Here is a 16,052-nt window from a genome sequence, read left to right on the forward strand (position 1 = left end):
GCAGGCCAACAAGGGTTGCGACTTCGACTTCCTGCAACGCGAAGGCGCGGCCGGAGCCGCCAGCGACAACGGCGCTGGCGAGCCCGAGATTCACTAAAACGTCAACTACCGACGCGGTACACGCGTCCCGTCTGTGCGCCTTCGACGCTGCGCAGGTACGCCTGCGCAGCGCGCTGCGCCGTCACCGGCTCGAAGCCGCGGAAATACGGGCCGTAATCTTCTAGCGACTCCGTCAGCACCGTGGGGCTCACGGCATTGATGCGGATGCCGCGCGGCAGTTCGATCGCCGCGCCGCGCACGAAACCATCCAGCGCCAGATTGACGGTGGTTGCGTTCGCGCCTTCGCGGATCGGCTCGTCGGTCAGGATGCCGCTGGTCAGCGTGAAAGAGCCACCGTCGTTCATGTACTGCTGGCCGATGAGCACCACGTTGATCTGTCCCATCAGCTTGTCGCGCAGGCCGACCCAGAACTGTTCGACGGTCATCTCCTGCAGTGGGCCAAAATGCACTTTGCCGGTGGTCGTCACGACGCCATCCACCTTGCCGATTTCGCGGAACAGCTTTTCGATGCTCGCCGGGTCTTTGCTGTCGACCTGATACTGGCCGCGCGTCGCACCCACTTCAATCACTTCATGACGTGCCTTCAGTTCGGTGCTGACTGCCTGGCCGAGCGTGCCGGTTGCGCCGATTACGACGATTTTTTTCATCTGCGATCTCCGAAGGTTAAATGTGGCTTCGATTTTCGTTGGGCTGTGCAATGAGAAAAAGAGGGCACGGTTTGCGGGTCTTTAAACCTGCGGTTTCGAATCGGGTTTCGGATCAGGTTTCGAATCGGCTTTGAAACGGGTCTCGCAGCGAATAGTGAAGCGGCTAGCGAAACGAACGGCGAGCGGCATGCTGCCGCCCGCCGACCTGTCATTTGACACGCTGCAGTTCAATCACGCGCGTGGGCCGCATATGGTTGAGCGCAAAGTGAATGCGCCCGCGATCCTGACGGCTTGCGGCGGTGAGGTCTTCGTCGAACTGATGGTCTTCGTCATAAGCCGATTGCGGCCCGATCATGCCCTTGTCGACCACGGCATAGCCCGGTTCAAGGGCGAGCAGCAGATGGTTGCCGCCCACACGGCTGTCGAAGCCGGCAAGGCCGTCCCTCGCTTCCGGCACGCTGTTCACGTGCGAGGCGTTGCTGGTTGTCACTTCGTCCGGTCCGATAGGACTGTAGCCCGCCAGGCGCGCGGCTTCGAGATTTTTGCCGTCGGTGTCGACGGTGCTGTCATGTGTCCTGTCATTGTGCAGCTCGCTGCTGCTCGGGCCGCCCGTCGGTGCGGTGACTAAGGGTTTGCCAGTGTCATTGCTGTTCGTCATGGACTTCTCCTGATGAGTGCCCCAAACCTGCTACTTCGCGCCAGACGCCCCGAAGGGGCAAGAAAGCCTGAGGCGGTCCGGCGCTTTCCGGAAGATCACATCGTTGAGTTTGTCAGCAAAACTTGTTCCGCATATCTGTGAGGCAAGTTGTACGCGTTGGGGTTTGCACTCGCACAAGCGTATGACATTCTTTTGATTTTTTTTAATCAACGCGTATTTTCTACAGAGTATGATCTTACTCCGACGAGTAGGCGCAGTTGCATTGACGGCTTCCATCAAGCCGTTCAGTGTGACGACAGGTGGGAGACGACAAAGCGCTGCTTAAACACTAGACGAGGCAGTCAGGGCGGGTGACACATGCACTTTGATGCTGCATTTACACATCGCGGCTACTTGCTAAACTGCGCGCCGGCGCGCGCGGGCGACGGAACTTGGCAACCTTACGTGGTCATCTCGCGCTCGAGTGACGGCGAGCTGGTCGCCAACCGGTTTTTCCCTACCGATTTCCGCTTCGCCGACGAAGCTGCCGCCATCGCACACGCGCGCGACTGGGCGGTCCGCTGGATCGACGCCAGCAGTGTGACGATCTGATGCCGCTAGCGCGGTGGCCGCGCTGCACGAGCGACGGGAAAACGCGGTAATCTCTGGGGACAATTCACTCTGACCGAGCTTGCCGCACGGCCGCCGTCCTCACCATGCCAAACCCTCCTTCCCGTAACTGGGGCCTCGAACAGATCGTCGCCGACCTGCGCGCCTCGCGCGAACAATTGCATCGCACGCGCCATCCGCGCGGCATTCGCGAACTGCCGTCACGCGAGGCCGTCACCAACATCGTGACCGGTTTGCGCGCCGCGCTGTTTCCGACCCACTATGGCGCGCCCGACCTGACCGACGAAACCGTCGACTATTACGTCGGGCACACGCTCGAAAGCACCTTGCGGCTGCTCGCCGAACAGATCCGCCGCGCGCTGCGGTTCCTGCCCGAACACGGCGAGACGCCCGAAGCCGCGCTCGGCGAGCGCGCGTTCGAGGTGGCGCGGGAATTCGGCACGCAGTTGCCCAGCATTCGTGCGCTGCTGGTGAGCGACATTCAGGCCGCGTTCACCGGCGATCCGGCGGCGCAGCACATCACCGAAATCCTGCTGTGCTATCCCGGCGTCTGGGCAATGACGCATCACCGCCTCGCGCACGCGCTGCACCGGCTCGGCGTGCCGCTGCTGGCGCGGTTTATCAACGAGATCGCGCATTCGGCGACCGGCATCGACATTCACCCGGGCGCGCAAATCGGACCGAGTTTCTTTATTGACCATGGCACGGGTGTGGTGATCGGCGAGACTGCGATCATCGGCGAGCGCGTACGGGTGTATCAGGCCGTGACGCTCGGCGCGAAGAGTTTTGCGGCGGATGCCGACGGTACGCTCGTCAAGGGCAATGCACGCCATCCGATCGTCGAGGACGACGTGGTGATCTACGCGGGGGCGACGATACTGGGCCGCGTCACGATTGGGCGCGGCTCGGTGATTGGCGGGAATGTCTGGCTGACCCATAGCGTGCCGCCGGGCAGCAGCGTCTCGCAGGGCAAGATCCGCGAAACCGATTGCGACGACGAAGGGCGGCGCTGATCTTTTTTATGCCGTCCTTGGTCTCGTGGAGCCGCTAACCGCGGCTCTCAGCCCACTTCGGGAACCTAACTGTTCGTCATGGCCAGCACGCCGGGATTGCCGACGATCGACAGAAACTCGCGGCGCGTCGACGGGTCCGTGCGAAACGTCCCGAGCATGCGCGAAGTGACCATCGTGACGCCGGCTTTATGCACGCCGCGCGTCGACATGCATTGATGCGACGCTTCGAGGATCACGCCAACGCCCTCGGGTTGCAGCACGTCGTTGAGCGTGTCGGCGATCTGCACGGTCATTTTTTCCTGAATCTGCAGACGCTTGGCGAACGCGTCGACGAGCCGCGCCAGTTTCGAAATGCCCACTACCCGGCGTCCCGGCAAATAGGCGACGTGCGCGCGGCCGATGATCGGCACCATGTGATGCTCGCAATAGCTCTCGAAGCGAATGTCCTTGAGCACGATCATCTCGTCGTAGCCGTCCACTTCAGAGAAGGTGCGGGCGAGGATCTCGCGTGGATCGACCGAATAGCCCGCGAAGAACTCTTCATATGAGCGCACCACGCGCGCCGGCGTGTCGAGGAGGCCTTCGCGTTGCGGATCGTCGCCGGCCCAGCGCAGCAATACGCGCACAGCGGCTTCAGCTTCGTCGCGCGTCGGGCGGCCCAGGGCTTCGCTTTGTTTGGTCTTGTTTGCCTTGCTGCTCATCCTGCGCTCCTGTCGTGTGAACTCGCATGTCGAATCGGGCTGCGAACGTTTGCGGGCATTGTTCCATGTTTTGCGTTGTCGCGTGCATGGCGGCTGCGAGGCGGCCCGCGCGCCGGTGCGCTGCTGAAGCGTCAGGGGCTATCTCGGCCACTCGTCCATGGCGTCGTTGAAGAGCCCGGCGACGACACCACGCAGCCAGCTCGCACGGGGATCGTTATGAAACTTGCGATGCCAGTGCTGCTTCAGATCGAAGCGCGGCAATTCGAGCGGCGGTTCGACGAGCGTGATCGACGCGTGTTCCGACACGTACGCAAAGCCGATTGCGTGAGGCACCGTAGCGATCAGGTCCGTGCGTGCGAGGATGAATGGCAAGCTCATGAAGTGCGAAGTCTCCAGGACCGCGCGACGCCGGATGCGCTTTTTCTCGAGGAATTGCTCGAGGACTTCCTGGCTGCGGCCTTCGGCGCGCACCACCGCATGGCCCGACACGACGAACTGCGCCAGCGTGAGCGGTTCGTGTGCGAGCCGATGGTCACTGCGCATCAGACAGATGAAGTGATGCGTGAAGAGGCGCTGCTGAAAAAAATTATTGCCCGACAGGTCCGGAAAATAGCCGACTGCCAGATCGACATCGCCCGATTCTAGACCGCGTTCGATCTGCGAAGGCGGCAGCGACACCGAGCGCAGATTCGCGCGCGGCGCGCGCTCAGCAAAAAGTTGCAGCAGGCGTGGCAGGAACACGATTTCGCCGACGTCGGAGAGCGCGATTGAAAACGTATGCGTCGTGGTGGCGGCGTCGAAGTCTTGCGCGTCCAGCATGCCTTGCTTGATGCGCGACAGCGCCTCACGCGCCGCGGGGATCAAGGCGAGCGCCCGCGGTGTCGGCTCCATGCCGCGCGAAGTGCGCACGAAGAGCGGATCGCCGAAGTACTCGCGCAGCCGACCGAGCGCCGTGCTCACGCGCGGCTGGCTTACGCCGAGGCGCTCTGCGGCGCGGCTCACGTTGCGTGTTTCTTCCATCGCAACGAGGTACGGGATCAGGTTCAGGTCGAGTTCGGACATGCGGGCGGGGCGGGCGGAGTATCGATTAAGCTTATATACCGTACTCCTGAAATCTCGCCATCGTATATTGGGGTAAGCGCCGAGGATCTGCGCGTGCAGCGCTAGCTTTGCGGTGTTTCACACCATTTCTGCAGGGCCTCCCGCACTTCATCGATAACCGTGTCCCAGTCTCCCAATTCGCGTTGACGGAACAGACGCATGGACGGATACCACGGACTATCGTTGCGCTCCGTCATCCAGCGCCAGTCCGCGCCGGCCTGCAGCAGCGTCCATACGGGCAAGCCCGCCGCGCCGGCAAGGTGCGCGACTGAGGTGTCGACGGTAATGAGGAGGTCGAACGTATTCAGCAGGGCGAGCGTGTCGGTGAAGTCCTGAATAGCCGGACCGAGCGTGTGCAGATCGAATTCGGCTGCCAGTGCTTCGCTCTCGCGCTCGCGATCGCCTTTCTGGACCGAGTACCAGGTTGTGCACGACATCGCAAAAAGCGGTTTCAGCGCGTCAAGTCGAATGGACCGGAAGCGGTTGAGCACATGGTGCGGGCCGCCTGCCCAGACGATACCGATTCGCTTCGTTGCCCTATCTGCCGGACGCGGCGAAATGGCATTCACGTGAGCCTTCCAATACTCAAGTTTGTCTGGCGCTGCAGTGACGTACGGCATGGCAATCGGCAGCATGGACTGACTGAGCTTCATAGGCTCGGGCATCTTGAGCATCAGGCTCCAGTAGTCGTAAGGGCCAGGCGGAACGGCGATAAACACAGTTCGCACGCTTTTCATGCTGGCCGCTACGCCGGCGACGGGCTGACTGACCAGCACATCGACGATAGCGCCCTGTTCGTGCAGCCACTCGGCGAAGCGGATGAACTGGATTTCATCGCCGCGCCCCTGCTCGCCGACAAGCAGAAACGTGCAGCCGGCAAGCGGCTCGCCTTTCCACTCCGGAAAAGGCGGGCGAACGCATTCCTTGTCTTTGCCGGGTATGGCGTAGAACCAGGCGTATCGCTTCCAGCCCTCTTCGAATTCGCCGAGGCTCAGCAACGTACCCGCAAGCTGGAATTGCAGATAGGGATTGTCGGGCAGGCATTGCGCGGCTTTCAGACTGTGCGGCAGGGCTTCACTGGGCCGGCCACATAAGCTGAGCGACCGCGCAGCGTTGTGATGTAGCAGCGGATGGAGCGGGTCAATGGCAAGCCCTTGTCTGGCCACGCTGAGCGCTTCGTTGACGTGGTCGTTCGTGTTGAGTGTGAACGCCAGTGCTTTTAGCGCCTCTGCGTCGTTCGCAAATCGAAGTCTGATCTCGGCGATAACCTCGGCAAGCTGTCTTGTACGACGGGCTTTTATCAGGGATTCGATTGCGTCGAGTCCGTCTTTCAGCGTGCTTGAGTCGAGCGCCCATGCTCTTAGCCAGCAGGTTGCGGCATTGTCTGTCTCCCCGAGTTCGTCGCTGATGCGTGCGAGCGCGCGGATCGCATGATGCAGTTCGGAATCCAGATCAATCGCGCGCTTGTAGTGATCCCTGGCTTCAAGGAGCCGGCCAAGTTGTCGCAGGCAGTCGGCCAGATTGCGGTGTAGCGACGCCGTACTTCCAGCGATATGAATGGCTCGCTGATAGCACGCTTCGGCACGGACATAGTCGCGTCTGGTGGCGGCGATGAGGCCCGCATGCTCCCACAGTTCAGCATGCTCGGGCGCGATCTGCAACGCGAGTTCGATGTGCGCGCTGGCTTCATGCAGGGCATTTTCATGCACGCACGCAAGCGCCAGGCGATGCAGCGCATGCACGTTGCCCGGGTTTTCAGCCAGCGCTATCCGGTAGAGACGCGCCGCTTCATCCATGCGCCGCGCAGAGAAGGCGGCGTTAGCGCGTTCGATCGTCGCGCCAACGGTCGCAGGGCTGATATCCTGGTTGAACATTGCGATGGATCGAGTCTGTATTCAGGTCAAGCGATACCGCTGAGTCAGCGAACCGACTGCAAGGGTATCGTGACCGGCTAGCAGTCAGTCATCCCCATGCGGCAAATGCCACGAGATTGATCCGGCGGGGTATTGAACGCGCGGAGCACGGCGTTATTGACTGCAGTCTTGCCCGTGACTCTTGCATACCAGGTGCCGCCGTTGGGCATGCCTAATCCGTCACATGAAGCAGGCACGCCGCCGGTCATACTCGCCGAGCAATCAGGCGACACCATGGACGCTGTACGGCCTTTGACTTCCAGGGTCGCGATGTCGTTCGCCGAACTCGACTTGAGGTTGAAGGTCGATGTCCATACGGTATTGAAGAATGAGCTTCGCACGCCTCCCGGAACAACGATGGAAAAGTACTGGACCTCACCCTTGGCCAATTGAAACGGCAATCCATATTGGGCGATGTAGTCGTTGTCGGTCAGGTCGGTGACGAGAAGCGGCTTGACGCTCACGGGGCGCTTGACGGTGCTTACAGCACCGCTGCTATCGGTCACCGTCAGGGTGACGACGTAATTTCCAGGGTAGTCGTAGTCGAAAACCGGATTGGTCGAGGATGTCATGACCGTATCAGGACGGCCGTCGCCGGCATTCCAGGTCCATGACCGGATGCTTGCGGTGCCGCGCGCCGTCGAACGGTCCGTACACGTCAGTTGCATCAACTGCACGCTTTGAGCGCACGTGAAGTCGGCCGCTGCTGGAATCTTTCCCGCTCGGGCGGCGATGACCGCGGCGTAAGCGTCGACAATGCCGGATCCAATCGGCAGATCCGGTCCACCGCGCGGAAATGGCTGGACATTCTGCATGAGCAGCGTCCGCATTTCCGCTGGCGTGAGGGCGTTGGGCGCAACCGACTGGGCGAGCGCCATTACGCCGCTTACCGCGGGCGCGGCCATCGAAGTGCCAGACATGTAGGCGTATCCTTCGGTGCCCGGCGTCGACGTTCCATTATTGAAAGTCGACCAGATTGAATCGGCCGGCGCGGCAACATCCACGGTTGCGCCATAGTTCGATTGATTCCATCGTCCGCCAAGCCGGTCGATTCCACCTACGCTGACCACGCCACGACAGTTCGCCGGCTGGAAATTCGACGCGTCGTCAGAGTTGTTGCCTGCAGCGGCCGCGACGATCGATCCGCGACTGGTCGCATTGTCGATGGCGTTCTGTAAAGTGGTCTCGCACATGCCGCGACCACCCAGACTAAGGTTGATGATCTTCGCCGGATAAGGGTTCGCGGGAACACCTGGAACGGACCCGCCGGCGGCCCAGATGATGCCGTCTGAAATGTCGGACGCGTATCCGGTTCCGCAGGCATTCAGCACGCGAACCGGGACCACCTTTGCGCCTGGCGCGACCCCGGCGATTCCAACCCCGTTGTTGGAGAGCGCGGCAGCAATGCCCGCTGCGTGCGTGCCATGCCAGCTGGCGCTGCAATTTTTCTCGGTGGTGACGCCGGGATCCATGCCGTTTGCGCCTCGGTTGGCAGAGGTGAAGTCATACCCCGGCAGGATGTTTGCGTTCAGGTCGCTATGACGCGTTACACCGGTGTCCACCACCGCGATGACGGCACCGGATCCGTTAGCAAGATCCCATGCGCCTTCTGCCCGAATTCCTGCAGTGGTCACGCCGGGCTTCTGGTTGGAAGTCAGGCCCCATTGCTTGCTGTATTCCGGATCGTTCGGCGTTGAGTTCACCGACATCACGGTATCCGGTTCAACGTATTCAACGTTCGGGTCGGAGGCGATGGCACGCATGAATGCCTTGGCTTCATGGGCGTTCAGTCTGCGCGTGGTGGTGATGACATCGGACCCGATGCCCATACGTCGTAAATGTTGCGCCCTGGCGGGAAAGGCACTGGCCATCCTGTCGAGCCTTGACTGGGTTGCCGTGATGGAAGCGCGTTCGGCGCTACCTGTCTTGTACCGGATGATGAAGCGGTCGGTTGACGTATCGGGATCAAGGCTGCTCGTATTCATTTTCAGCGACATGGCGAGACTCATGACGCTCGAACTCGCCGCGCTTGCCGCGGCCGCGACTTCCGCCGTGCCCGTTGCCGTGCCTGCTGCGGTGTGGGAGACAGGGGCATTCGACGCACCGCCGCTGTCCCCTCCACACGCGGCGAGCGCAAACGAAAGCGAAATGCAAGCGCTGCCGGCCAATACGCGGCCAATGCGGATCTTCGACCCCATGCGGCTGAGCCGCCTGATCGTCGTGCGGAAGCCAACCGGTATTTCGTAGTGTCTCTTTGTTCTCATTGATTGTTCATCCCTCTCGCGGAGGTGAATTCCTTGAAGATGATTAAGTTAATATTCCTAACGAATTGACAGGTATTTCGTGTGCCGCCACATGACGCTCCTTCTCACGGAGCTCACAGGCCAGGTTCATGAACCGTTTAGCCCAATGAAGATAATAAATAACTCATGGAGGATATAAAATCAGGGAAGTTCTGCGCGTTGGTCAGAAGACTTACCAGCTACGTGAGATTTCGACTCGCCGCTCGTCATGGAAAAGCGGATCATGGATATCCCAGCCTTGACAAGCTGAACGGCGGCCTTTCATAATGCGCCAGTGCGTTCGCTAAACGAATCAGTGTTCGTATAACGAACAAATTGCGTGTTGACCCCTTCTGGTCTACGCGCCATGACAAGGACGTGGAGACCGTCCCGCATGTTGTTCAACGTGGCTCGCCCAGGATGCGTGCCGCTGCGGACAGGGCGGCCCGGTGCAGGCGTCCCAAAGGGAATTCGACATGATCAACAAGATTTTCGAGTCACTTCAGTCGGCAGTGGCCGACGTGCAGGACGGCGCGACCGTCATGATTGGCGGCTTCGGCACGGCAGGCATGCCGTCCGAACTGATCGATGCGCTGATCGAGCAGGGCGCGCGCGAGCTGACCATCGTCAACAACAACGCCGGCAACGGCGACATCGGCCTTGCCGCATTGCTCAAGGCCAAACGGGTCCGCAAGATCATCTGCTCGTTCCCGCGCCAGACCGATTCCTACGTGTTCGACGCGCTCTATCGCGCCGGTGAAATCGAACTTGAACTCGTGCCGCAAGGCAATCTGGCCGAACGCATTCGCGCGGCCGGCGCGGGTATCGGCGGTTTCTTCACGCCGACCGGCTATGGAACGAAGCTCGCCGAGGGCAAGGAAACGCGTCTGATCGACGGTAAGCATTACGTGCTGGAGTCGCCGCTGCATGCCGACTTCGCGCTCGTCAAAGCGTTCAAGGGCGATCGTTGGGGCAATCTGGTCTATCGCAAGACGGCGCGCAACTTCGGGCCGATCATGGCCAGCGCGGCGAAAACCGCCATCGTGCAGGTGTCGAAAGTCGTGCCGCTCGGCGAGCTCGATCCCGAAGAGATCGTCACGCCCGGCATCTTCGTGCAACGCGTGATCGAAGTGCCGCAAGCCACGCATCAAGCCGAACTTGCATCCGCAACTGCCGCCTGAGGAGACCTGACATGAAAAAACTGACCCGCGATGAAATGGCGAGGCGCGTCGCCCAGGATATTCCTGAAGGCGCCTATGTGAACCTCGGCATTGGCGTGCCGACGCTGGTGGCCAACCACCTCGCTGCGGACAAGGAAATCTTCCTGCACAGCGAAAACGGACTGCTCGGCATGGGCCCGGCGCCCGAGAAAGGCGCAGAGGACGACGAACTGATCAACGCCGGCAAGCAACATGTCACGTTGCTGACGGGCGGTGCGTTCTTCCATCATTCGGACTCCTTCGCCATGATGCGCGGCGGCCATCTCGACTTTTGCGTGCTGGGCGCGTTCCAGGTATCGTCCAAGGGCGATCTCGCGAACTGGCACACCGGCGCACCGGACGCGATTCCAGCCGTCGGCGGCGCAATGGATCTGGCGATCGGCGCCAAGCAGGTCTACGTCATGATGGAACACCTGACCAAGCAGAGCGAAAGCAAGATCGCCGCGGAATGTACCTACCCGGTGACGGGTGTGGCCTGCGTGGATCGCATCTACACGGATCTGGCCATGATCGACGTCACCGCTGATGGTCTGGTGGTCCGCGAGATTTTCTCCGATATCGACTTCGATGCGCTGCACAAGCTGACGGGCGTGCCGCTGATCGACGGCACCCAGGCGGCACGCGCCGCGTGAGCCCGGCGCGGCATCGCGCAACCACGCGGTCCACGCCGTGCAGACTCCGCTTGCGCTCACCACGGCGCGGGCGGAGGATATCTCCTTCTTCGTTTTGCCGACTCCATCATGCTCGAAGCCAGCGCCCGTCTGACCGGTCTACTCTGCGGCACGCAGCCAATGAACGACATCTGGTCGCCGCGCGCGACGCTGCAAAGCATGCTTGACGTCGAGGCTGCGCTAGCGCGGGCGTCGGCCGCGCACCGGGTGATTCCGCAGACGGCGGTGGCTGCGATCGAGGCGGCCTGCCATGCGGATCAACTGGATGCCGAGGCCCTCGCGCGCGATGCGGCGCTCGGCGGCAACCTCGCCATTCCGCTCGTCAAGCAACTGACGGCGCGCGTCAAAGAGGCGGACGCCGAAGCATCGAAATACGTTCACTGGGGCGCGACGAGCCAGGACATCATCGACACGGCGACTGTCCTGCAACTGCGCGAAACCTTTGATCTACTCGTGCATCCGCTGCAATCGACCTGTGCGGCGCTCGCTGCGCTGGCGCGCAAGCATCGCGCCACGCCGATGATCGGCCGCACCTGGTTGCAGCAGGCACTGCCGATCACGCTCGGTCTGAAGTTCGCACAGTGGCTCGACGCCTTGCTGCGCCATCATGAACGGCTCGCAGCGTTGCGCGCGCGGGTGCTGGTGCTGCAATTCGGCGGCGCGGCCGGCACGCTCGCCAGTCTGCGCGACGCTGCACCGGCCGTGACGCAAGCGCTAGGAGCCGAATTGCAGCTGACGGTGCCGGCCGTGCCATGGCACACCCAGCGCGATCGCATCGCCGAAACCGCTGCATGGTTCGGCATGCTAATCGGCACGCTCGGCAAGATTGCGCGCGATATCTCGCTGCAGATGCAAACCGAACTCGGCGAACTGGGCGAACCGGCGGCAGCGGGCAAGGGTGGCTCGTCGACCATGCCGCACAAGCGCAATCCGGTCGGCTGTGCGGCCGTTTTGACCGCGGCCACGCGCGCGCCCGGCCTCGTCGCTACCGTGCTGTCGGGCATGGTGCAGGAACACGAGCGTGCCCTTGGCGGCTGGCAAGCCGAATGGGACGCCTTGCCCGATCTCGCCCGGCTCGCGGGGGGCGCGCTCGCGCACATCGAACAGATCGTGAGCGGGCTGGACGTCAACGTCGAGCGGCTCGCCGCGAATCTCGAAGTCACGCATGGTCTGATTCTCGGCGAATCGGTGATGCTCGCGCTTGGCGACAGCGTCGGCCGGCTCGACGCCCATCATCTGGTTGAGCGCGCATCGAAAGCGGCGGTGCAGTCGGGGCAGTCGCTTTTCGAGGTGCTTGCGGCAGACGCCGTGGTGACTCAACATCTTTCGGTCGAGCAATTGCGGCGCCTGCTCGACCCGGCCCAATACGTCGGCCAGGCGCACGCCTATGTAGACGCCGTGCTGGCTCTGCATGACGAGCGCGCTGGCCGCGCCACCTCCCAGGAGTAAAGGAATGCCCTACGCTGCAGTCAACGGCATCGAGCTTCACTATCGGATCGATGGCGACCGCCACGGCCACGCACCGTGGATCGTGCTGTCGAATTCGCTTGGCAGCGACATGGCGATGTGGACGCCCCAGGTCGCCGCACTGTCCAGACAGTTTCGCGTGCTGCGTTACGACACGCGCGGACATGGTCACTCCGAGGCACCGAAAGGTCCCTATACGATCGAGCAATTGACCGGCGACGTGCTGGGTCTGATGGACTCGCTGAAGATCGCCACGGCGAATTTCTGCGGCCTGTCGATGGGCGGCCTGACCGGCATCGCACTCGCGGCGCGTCACGCGAACCGCTTCGAGCGTGTCGTGCTGAGCAACACGGCGGCGCGCATCGGCTCGCCGGAAGTGTGGGTGCCGCGTGCCGAACGGGCGCGGAAGGAAGGCATGCTGGCGCTTTCGGAAGCTGTCTTGCCGCGCTGGTTCACCGGCGAGTTCATTGCCCGCGAGCCGCTGATGTTCTCGGTGATCCGCGATGTTTTCGTGCACACCGACAAGGAAGGCTACGCCAGCAACTGCGAGGCGATCGACGCCGCCGACCTGCGTCCCGAAGTGCCCGGCATCAAGCTGCCGGCGCTCGTGATCGGCGGCACGCACGATCTGGCGGCGACGCCTGCGCAAGGCAAGGAACTCGCAACGGCGATTCCGGGTGCCCGCTATGTTGAACTGGACGCCTCGCATATCTCCAACATCGAGCAGGCGGAGACGTTTACCAAGACCGTCATCGACTTTCTCACGGAGCGGCAATGAACGACGACGAACGTTATGAAGCAGGACTAAAGACGCGCCGCAAGGTGCTGGGCGATGCACACGTCGACCGGTCGTTGGCCAATCGCATGGAGATCACCGAGGAATTCCAGAACTTCATCACACGCTATGCATGGGGCGAACTCTGGACGCGCGAGGGTTTGCCTCATCACACGCGCAGTCTGATCACCATCGGTCTGATGGTTGCGCTCAACCGCAATGAAGAACTCGCTTTGCATCTGCGTGCCGCGAAGAACAATGGCGTGACGCGCGACGAGATCAAGGAAGTACTGCTGCAGACCGCGATCTATTGCGGCGTGCCGGCGGCCAATTCGGCCTTCCATCTGGCTGACAAGCTGTTCCGTGAAGAGGACGCCGCCGCCAAGGCGTAAGTGTTGTTGCAGGGCCTGAGAGTAGAAAGATAAAGGCGGCGCTGCCAGCGATTGCTGGCAGCGCCGCCATAAAGCAGAAGACAGGAGACAGCCATGACAGTGACGGTGCCTGGCGCATCACGTACGCTCGACGTGCAACAGTTCATCGATGAACGGCGATTCTCGCCGTATCAATGGCTCGTATTGATCCTGTGCTTTCTGATCGTCGCGACGGATGGCTTCGACACGGCTGCCATCGGCTTTGTCGCGCCTTCGCTCGCGCAGGAGTGGCATGCCACCAAAGCGGCGTTGTCACCGGTGATGAGCGCCGCGCTGGTGGGCCTCGCAATCGGCGCACTCGCAGCGGGTCCCCTGGCAGACCGCATCGGGCGCAAGAAAGTGCTGGTGGGTTCAGTGCTGGTATTCGGTGTACTGAGCATTGCGTGTGCCTTCGCAGGTTCGGTGGCTGAACTCGCGGTGCTGCGCCTTTTGACCGGCATCGGTCTCGGCGCGGCGATGCCGAACGCCACCACGCTGACCTCCGAATATGCGCCCGCACGCAAACGCTCGTTTCTTGTCAATACGATGTTTTGCGGCTTTACCGTGGGGGCGTCGGCCGGCGGTCTCGTGGCGGCGGAGTTGATTCCGCAATACGGCTGGCGCAGCGTGTTCGTCGCGGGAGGCGTGATGCCGATCGTGCTGGGCTTCGTGTTGATCGGGCTGCCCGAGTCGATTCGCTTCATGGTGCTGCGCGGCTGGTCAGTGGAGCGGATTGCTGCGGTACTGCGCCGAATCGCGCCAAACGAGTCGCTCGATAACGTGCGTTTCGTGTTGCCGGAAGATCCTGCCGTGCAGCGGCAGACCGGTGGATCCGTGGTGCTTTCTGCGCGCTTCAGGACTGGCACCCTCATGCTATGGATTACTTACTTCTCCGGGTTGCTGGTCTATTACATGCTGACCAGCTGGTTGCCGACGTTGATCCGCGATACGGGCTTTACCGTACGCCAGGCGGCGTTGGTCACCGCGCTGTTTCCGTTCGGCGGCGGAGTCGGTTCAATTACCGTAGGCTGGCTGATGGACCGCTTCGAGCCGCATCGTGTGATTGCGATTACCTATGTGCTGACGGGATTGTTCGTGTGGATGGTCGGCCAGCAGTCGGGCAGTCTCGTGTGGCTCGCGGCCATCACCTTCATTGCCGGTGTGTGCATGAACGGCGCGCAATCGTCGTTGCCCACTCTGGCCGCGGCGTTCTATCCGACCAGCGGTCGGGCGACGGGTGTGGCCTGGATGCTGGGCGTCGGCCGTTTTGGCGGCATTCTGGGGGCGTTTTCCGGCGGCCTGCTACTGCAGGCCAATATCGGCTTCAGCACGATTTTCGCGTTGCTGGCGGTGCCTTCGCTGATCGCCGCGGTAGCGTTGATGGTGAAGCGGTCCGCCGCGCATCGGGCGGCGAGTGCAGGCATGCCGCGGGAAGCGGCGTAAGCGCGAGCGGCTACCGCATCGCGGCCGCCGAACTCATGACGACGGGCTCTCGCTCACCGTGCCGGCTTCTTCAACCGGCACGCGTGCGAGCACCGAGCGCAACACAGTCTCCTTGATGACCTCGCGCCAGTGCGCGAGGGCTGCCTTCTCCATCAGCGATTCGCCGAGAAACGCGCTGAGCGTGTACTGATTGGCGTTATAGAAATAGCCGAGCGAGGCGATCATGATGTACACATCGCGTGCCGCAATGCCCTCACGAAACACGTTTTTCGCTTTGCCTGCATCCAGCACCTTCTGCACCACGGAAATCGCATAGCCGGAGATTTCGCGCAGCTTCGACGACTTTTTCGCGTGCTTGCCCTGATGGAGATTCTCGCTGGAAAGCAGCGTGACGAACTCGGGATGATCGAGGTAATACTGCCAGACAAACTCGACCACTTGCTGCAAGCCGTGCACGGGATCCTCGAAATCCAGATCGAGCCGACTCTCCGCTTCATTGAACTGCGAGTAGATCGTCTCCAGCACCTCGACAAATAATTGTTCCTTGCTGCCGAAGTAGTAGTAAATCATCCGGTCATGCGAGCGTGCCGCTTTCGAAATACTCTCGACCCGGCCGCTCGCATAACCCTGTTTGGCGAATACCTTGATGGCGGCTTTCAGAATCTTTGCGCGCGTATCCTGAGCCTGCTTCGCGCGGATGCCGGTGGCGCCCGTCTTGCGGGCGGCGGTTGGACTCATTGGCGGGCCTCGACTCTCTTTGTTGATTTCTGGTGCATCTGTTCACAACACGGCGGACCAGCGCGGTTCGCTGCCGGCTCGCTGTCATGATACAGCCAGGATATACGGGCGGCCGTGCGGAACTGCTCCTGCATAGGGTCACGGCGCCAGCAATGGCGCGCCGCAACATGGCGAGGAATGGGCAAAAGCGTTGCGCAGTCTATTTTGATCGGGTAGATTTCAGTCAGGTTTGGTGTAGTAGATACTACACGAACGATCGATGACCACAACAGGTTTAACCATGCACGCCGTTGTGTGTCCCGCGAATATGCCTTGAAAAAAGGGATATTTTGTCAGCCGGGTAG

At 61.7% G+C, this 16,052-nt stretch carries 16 protein-coding genes; 9 read left to right on the forward strand and 7 right to left on the reverse strand.

All coding sequences use genetic code 11. The features are described 5' to 3' along the window. Positions 1–101: 101 nt before the first annotated feature. Both P3T43_RS33365 and P3T43_RS33370 read right to left on the reverse strand, forming a co-directional pair. A complete protein-coding gene (locus P3T43_RS33365) occupies positions 102–707 on the reverse strand; it encodes a short chain dehydrogenase (protein ID WP_429285263.1) in 606 nt (201 codons plus the stop codon). A 208-nt stretch (positions 708–915) separates the two neighbouring features. After that, a complete protein-coding gene (locus P3T43_RS33370; RefSeq protein WP_429285264.1) occupies positions 916–1,365 on the reverse strand; it encodes a DUF3005 domain-containing protein in 450 nt (149 codons plus the stop codon). A gap of 357 nt (positions 1,366–1,722) precedes the next feature. Between P3T43_RS33370 and P3T43_RS33375 the strand changes: the two genes are divergently transcribed. Then, the gene (locus P3T43_RS33375; protein WP_074296310.1) at positions 1,723–1,956 is read left to right on the forward strand and encodes a hypothetical protein; all 234 of its coding nucleotides are present in this window, start codon (positions 1,723–1,725) and stop codon (positions 1,954–1,956) included. Between the two features lie 104 nt (positions 1,957–2,060). Beyond that, positions 2,061–2,987 carry a serine O-acetyltransferase EpsC gene (gene epsC, locus P3T43_RS33380; RefSeq protein WP_429285265.1) on the forward strand — a complete coding sequence of 309 codons (927 nt, stop codon included), beginning with the start codon at positions 2,061–2,063 and terminating at the stop codon, positions 2,985–2,987. A gap of 65 nt (positions 2,988–3,052) precedes the next feature. Here epsC and folE read toward each other — a convergent pair whose 3' ends face one another. The 4 genes from folE to P3T43_RS33400 form a co-directional block, all read right to left on the reverse strand. Continuing rightward, entirely contained in the window at positions 3,053–3,688 is a 636-nt protein-coding gene (gene folE / locus P3T43_RS33385) for a GTP cyclohydrolase I FolE (protein ID WP_429285266.1), read from the reverse strand. Positions 3,689–3,826: 138 nt separating this feature from the next. Next, on the reverse strand, positions 3,827–4,750 hold the full coding sequence (locus P3T43_RS33390; RefSeq protein WP_429285267.1) for a LysR family transcriptional regulator: 924 nt from the start codon (positions 4,748–4,750) through the stop codon (positions 3,827–3,829). Positions 4,751–4,851: 101 nt separating this feature from the next. Next, complete coding sequence (locus P3T43_RS33395; protein ID WP_429285268.1) at positions 4,852–6,663, reverse strand: tetratricopeptide repeat protein; 1,812 nt, start codon at positions 6,661–6,663, stop codon at positions 4,852–4,854. Positions 6,664–6,740: 77 nt separating this feature from the next. Further along, positions 6,741–8,699: a S8 family serine peptidase gene (locus P3T43_RS33400; protein WP_429285269.1), complete on the reverse strand. Its 1,959-nt coding sequence runs from the start codon at positions 8,697–8,699 to the stop codon at positions 6,741–6,743. A 10-nt stretch (positions 8,700–8,709) separates the two neighbouring features. Here P3T43_RS33400 and P3T43_RS33405 point away from each other — a divergent pair, with 10 nt between their 5' ends. The 7 genes from P3T43_RS33405 (at position 8,710) to P3T43_RS33435 (ending at position 14,970) form a co-directional block, all read left to right on the forward strand. Next, positions 8,710–8,949 (forward strand): hypothetical protein, encoded by a 240-nt coding sequence (locus P3T43_RS33405; protein WP_429285270.1) that lies wholly within the window; start codon positions 8,710–8,712, stop codon positions 8,947–8,949. Between the two features lie 511 nt (positions 8,950–9,460). Then, a complete protein-coding gene (locus tag P3T43_RS33410; RefSeq protein WP_429285271.1) occupies positions 9,461–10,165 on the forward strand; it encodes a 3-oxoacid CoA-transferase subunit A in 705 nt (234 codons plus the stop codon). A gap of 11 nt (positions 10,166–10,176) precedes the next feature. Continuing rightward, a complete protein-coding gene (locus P3T43_RS33415; RefSeq protein ID WP_429285272.1) occupies positions 10,177–10,836 on the forward strand; it encodes a 3-oxoacid CoA-transferase subunit B in 660 nt (219 codons plus the stop codon). 108 nt (positions 10,837–10,944) lie between these two features. After that, positions 10,945–12,324, forward strand: coding sequence for a 3-carboxy-cis,cis-muconate cycloisomerase (locus P3T43_RS33420; RefSeq protein ID WP_429285273.1), 1,380 nt, complete (start codon positions 10,945–10,947; stop codon positions 12,322–12,324). A gap of 4 nt (positions 12,325–12,328) precedes the next feature. Then, positions 12,329–13,120 carry a 3-oxoadipate enol-lactonase gene (gene pcaD, locus P3T43_RS33425; RefSeq protein ID WP_429285274.1) on the forward strand — a complete coding sequence of 264 codons (792 nt, stop codon included), beginning with the start codon at positions 12,329–12,331 and terminating at the stop codon, positions 13,118–13,120. Further along, entirely contained in the window at positions 13,117–13,509 is a 393-nt protein-coding gene (gene pcaC, locus P3T43_RS33430; RefSeq protein ID WP_429285275.1) for a 4-carboxymuconolactone decarboxylase, read from the forward strand. Before pcaD ends, pcaC begins: the two co-directional genes overlap by 4 nt. A 105-nt stretch (positions 13,510–13,614) precedes the next feature. Beyond that, a complete protein-coding gene (locus P3T43_RS33435; RefSeq protein ID WP_429285298.1) occupies positions 13,615–14,970 on the forward strand; it encodes an MFS transporter in 1,356 nt (451 codons plus the stop codon). A gap of 33 nt (positions 14,971–15,003) precedes the next feature. Here the strand turns inward: P3T43_RS33435 and P3T43_RS33440 are convergent, their stop codons facing one another. Continuing rightward, positions 15,004–15,708 (reverse strand): TetR family transcriptional regulator, encoded by a 705-nt coding sequence (locus tag P3T43_RS33440; protein ID WP_429285276.1) that lies wholly within the window; start codon positions 15,706–15,708, stop codon positions 15,004–15,006. Positions 15,709–16,052 lie beyond the last annotated feature (344 nt).

The sequence above is a fragment of the Paraburkholderia sp. GAS41 genome, from assembly GCF_050436545.1.
Classification (GTDB): domain Bacteria; phylum Pseudomonadota; class Gammaproteobacteria; order Burkholderiales; family Burkholderiaceae; genus Paraburkholderia.

Bases quoted from the DNA above. Each gene is read 5' to 3' on its own strand.
- P3T43_RS33365 (WP_429285263.1), bottom strand. From the start codon at position 707: ATGAAAAAAATCGTCGTAATCGGCGCAACCGGCACGCTCGGCCAGGCA.
- P3T43_RS33370 (WP_429285264.1), bottom strand. From the start codon at position 1,365: ATGACGAACAGCAATGACACTGGCAAACCCTTAGTCACCGCACCGACG.
- P3T43_RS33375 (WP_074296310.1), top strand. From the start codon at position 1,723: ATGCACTTTGATGCTGCATTTACACATCGCGGCTACTTGCTAAACTGC.
- epsC (WP_429285265.1), top strand. From the start codon at position 2,061: ATGCCAAACCCTCCTTCCCGTAACTGGGGCCTCGAACAGATCGTCGCC.
- folE (WP_429285266.1), bottom strand. From the start codon at position 3,688: ATGAGCAGCAAGGCAAACAAGACCAAACAAAGCGAAGCCCTGGGCCGC.
- P3T43_RS33390 (WP_429285267.1), bottom strand. From the start codon at position 4,750: ATGTCCGAACTCGACCTGAACCTGATCCCGTACCTCGTTGCGATGGAA.
- P3T43_RS33395 (WP_429285268.1), bottom strand. From the start codon at position 6,663: ATGTTCAACCAGGATATCAGCCCTGCGACCGTTGGCGCGACGATCGAA.
- P3T43_RS33400 (WP_429285269.1), bottom strand. From the start codon at position 8,699: ATGTCGCTGAAAATGAATACGAGCAGCCTTGATCCCGATACGTCAACC.
- P3T43_RS33405 (WP_429285270.1), top strand. From the start codon at position 8,710: ATGACGCTCGAACTCGCCGCGCTTGCCGCGGCCGCGACTTCCGCCGTG.
- P3T43_RS33410 (WP_429285271.1), top strand. From the start codon at position 9,461: ATGATCAACAAGATTTTCGAGTCACTTCAGTCGGCAGTGGCCGACGTG.
- P3T43_RS33415 (WP_429285272.1), top strand. From the start codon at position 10,177: ATGAAAAAACTGACCCGCGATGAAATGGCGAGGCGCGTCGCCCAGGAT.
- P3T43_RS33420 (WP_429285273.1), top strand. From the start codon at position 10,945: ATGCTCGAAGCCAGCGCCCGTCTGACCGGTCTACTCTGCGGCACGCAG.
- pcaD (WP_429285274.1), top strand. From the start codon at position 12,329: ATGCCCTACGCTGCAGTCAACGGCATCGAGCTTCACTATCGGATCGAT.
- pcaC (WP_429285275.1), top strand. From the start codon at position 13,117: ATGAACGACGACGAACGTTATGAAGCAGGACTAAAGACGCGCCGCAAG.
- P3T43_RS33440 (WP_429285276.1), bottom strand. From the start codon at position 15,708: ATGAGTCCAACCGCCGCCCGCAAGACGGGCGCCACCGGCATCCGCGCG.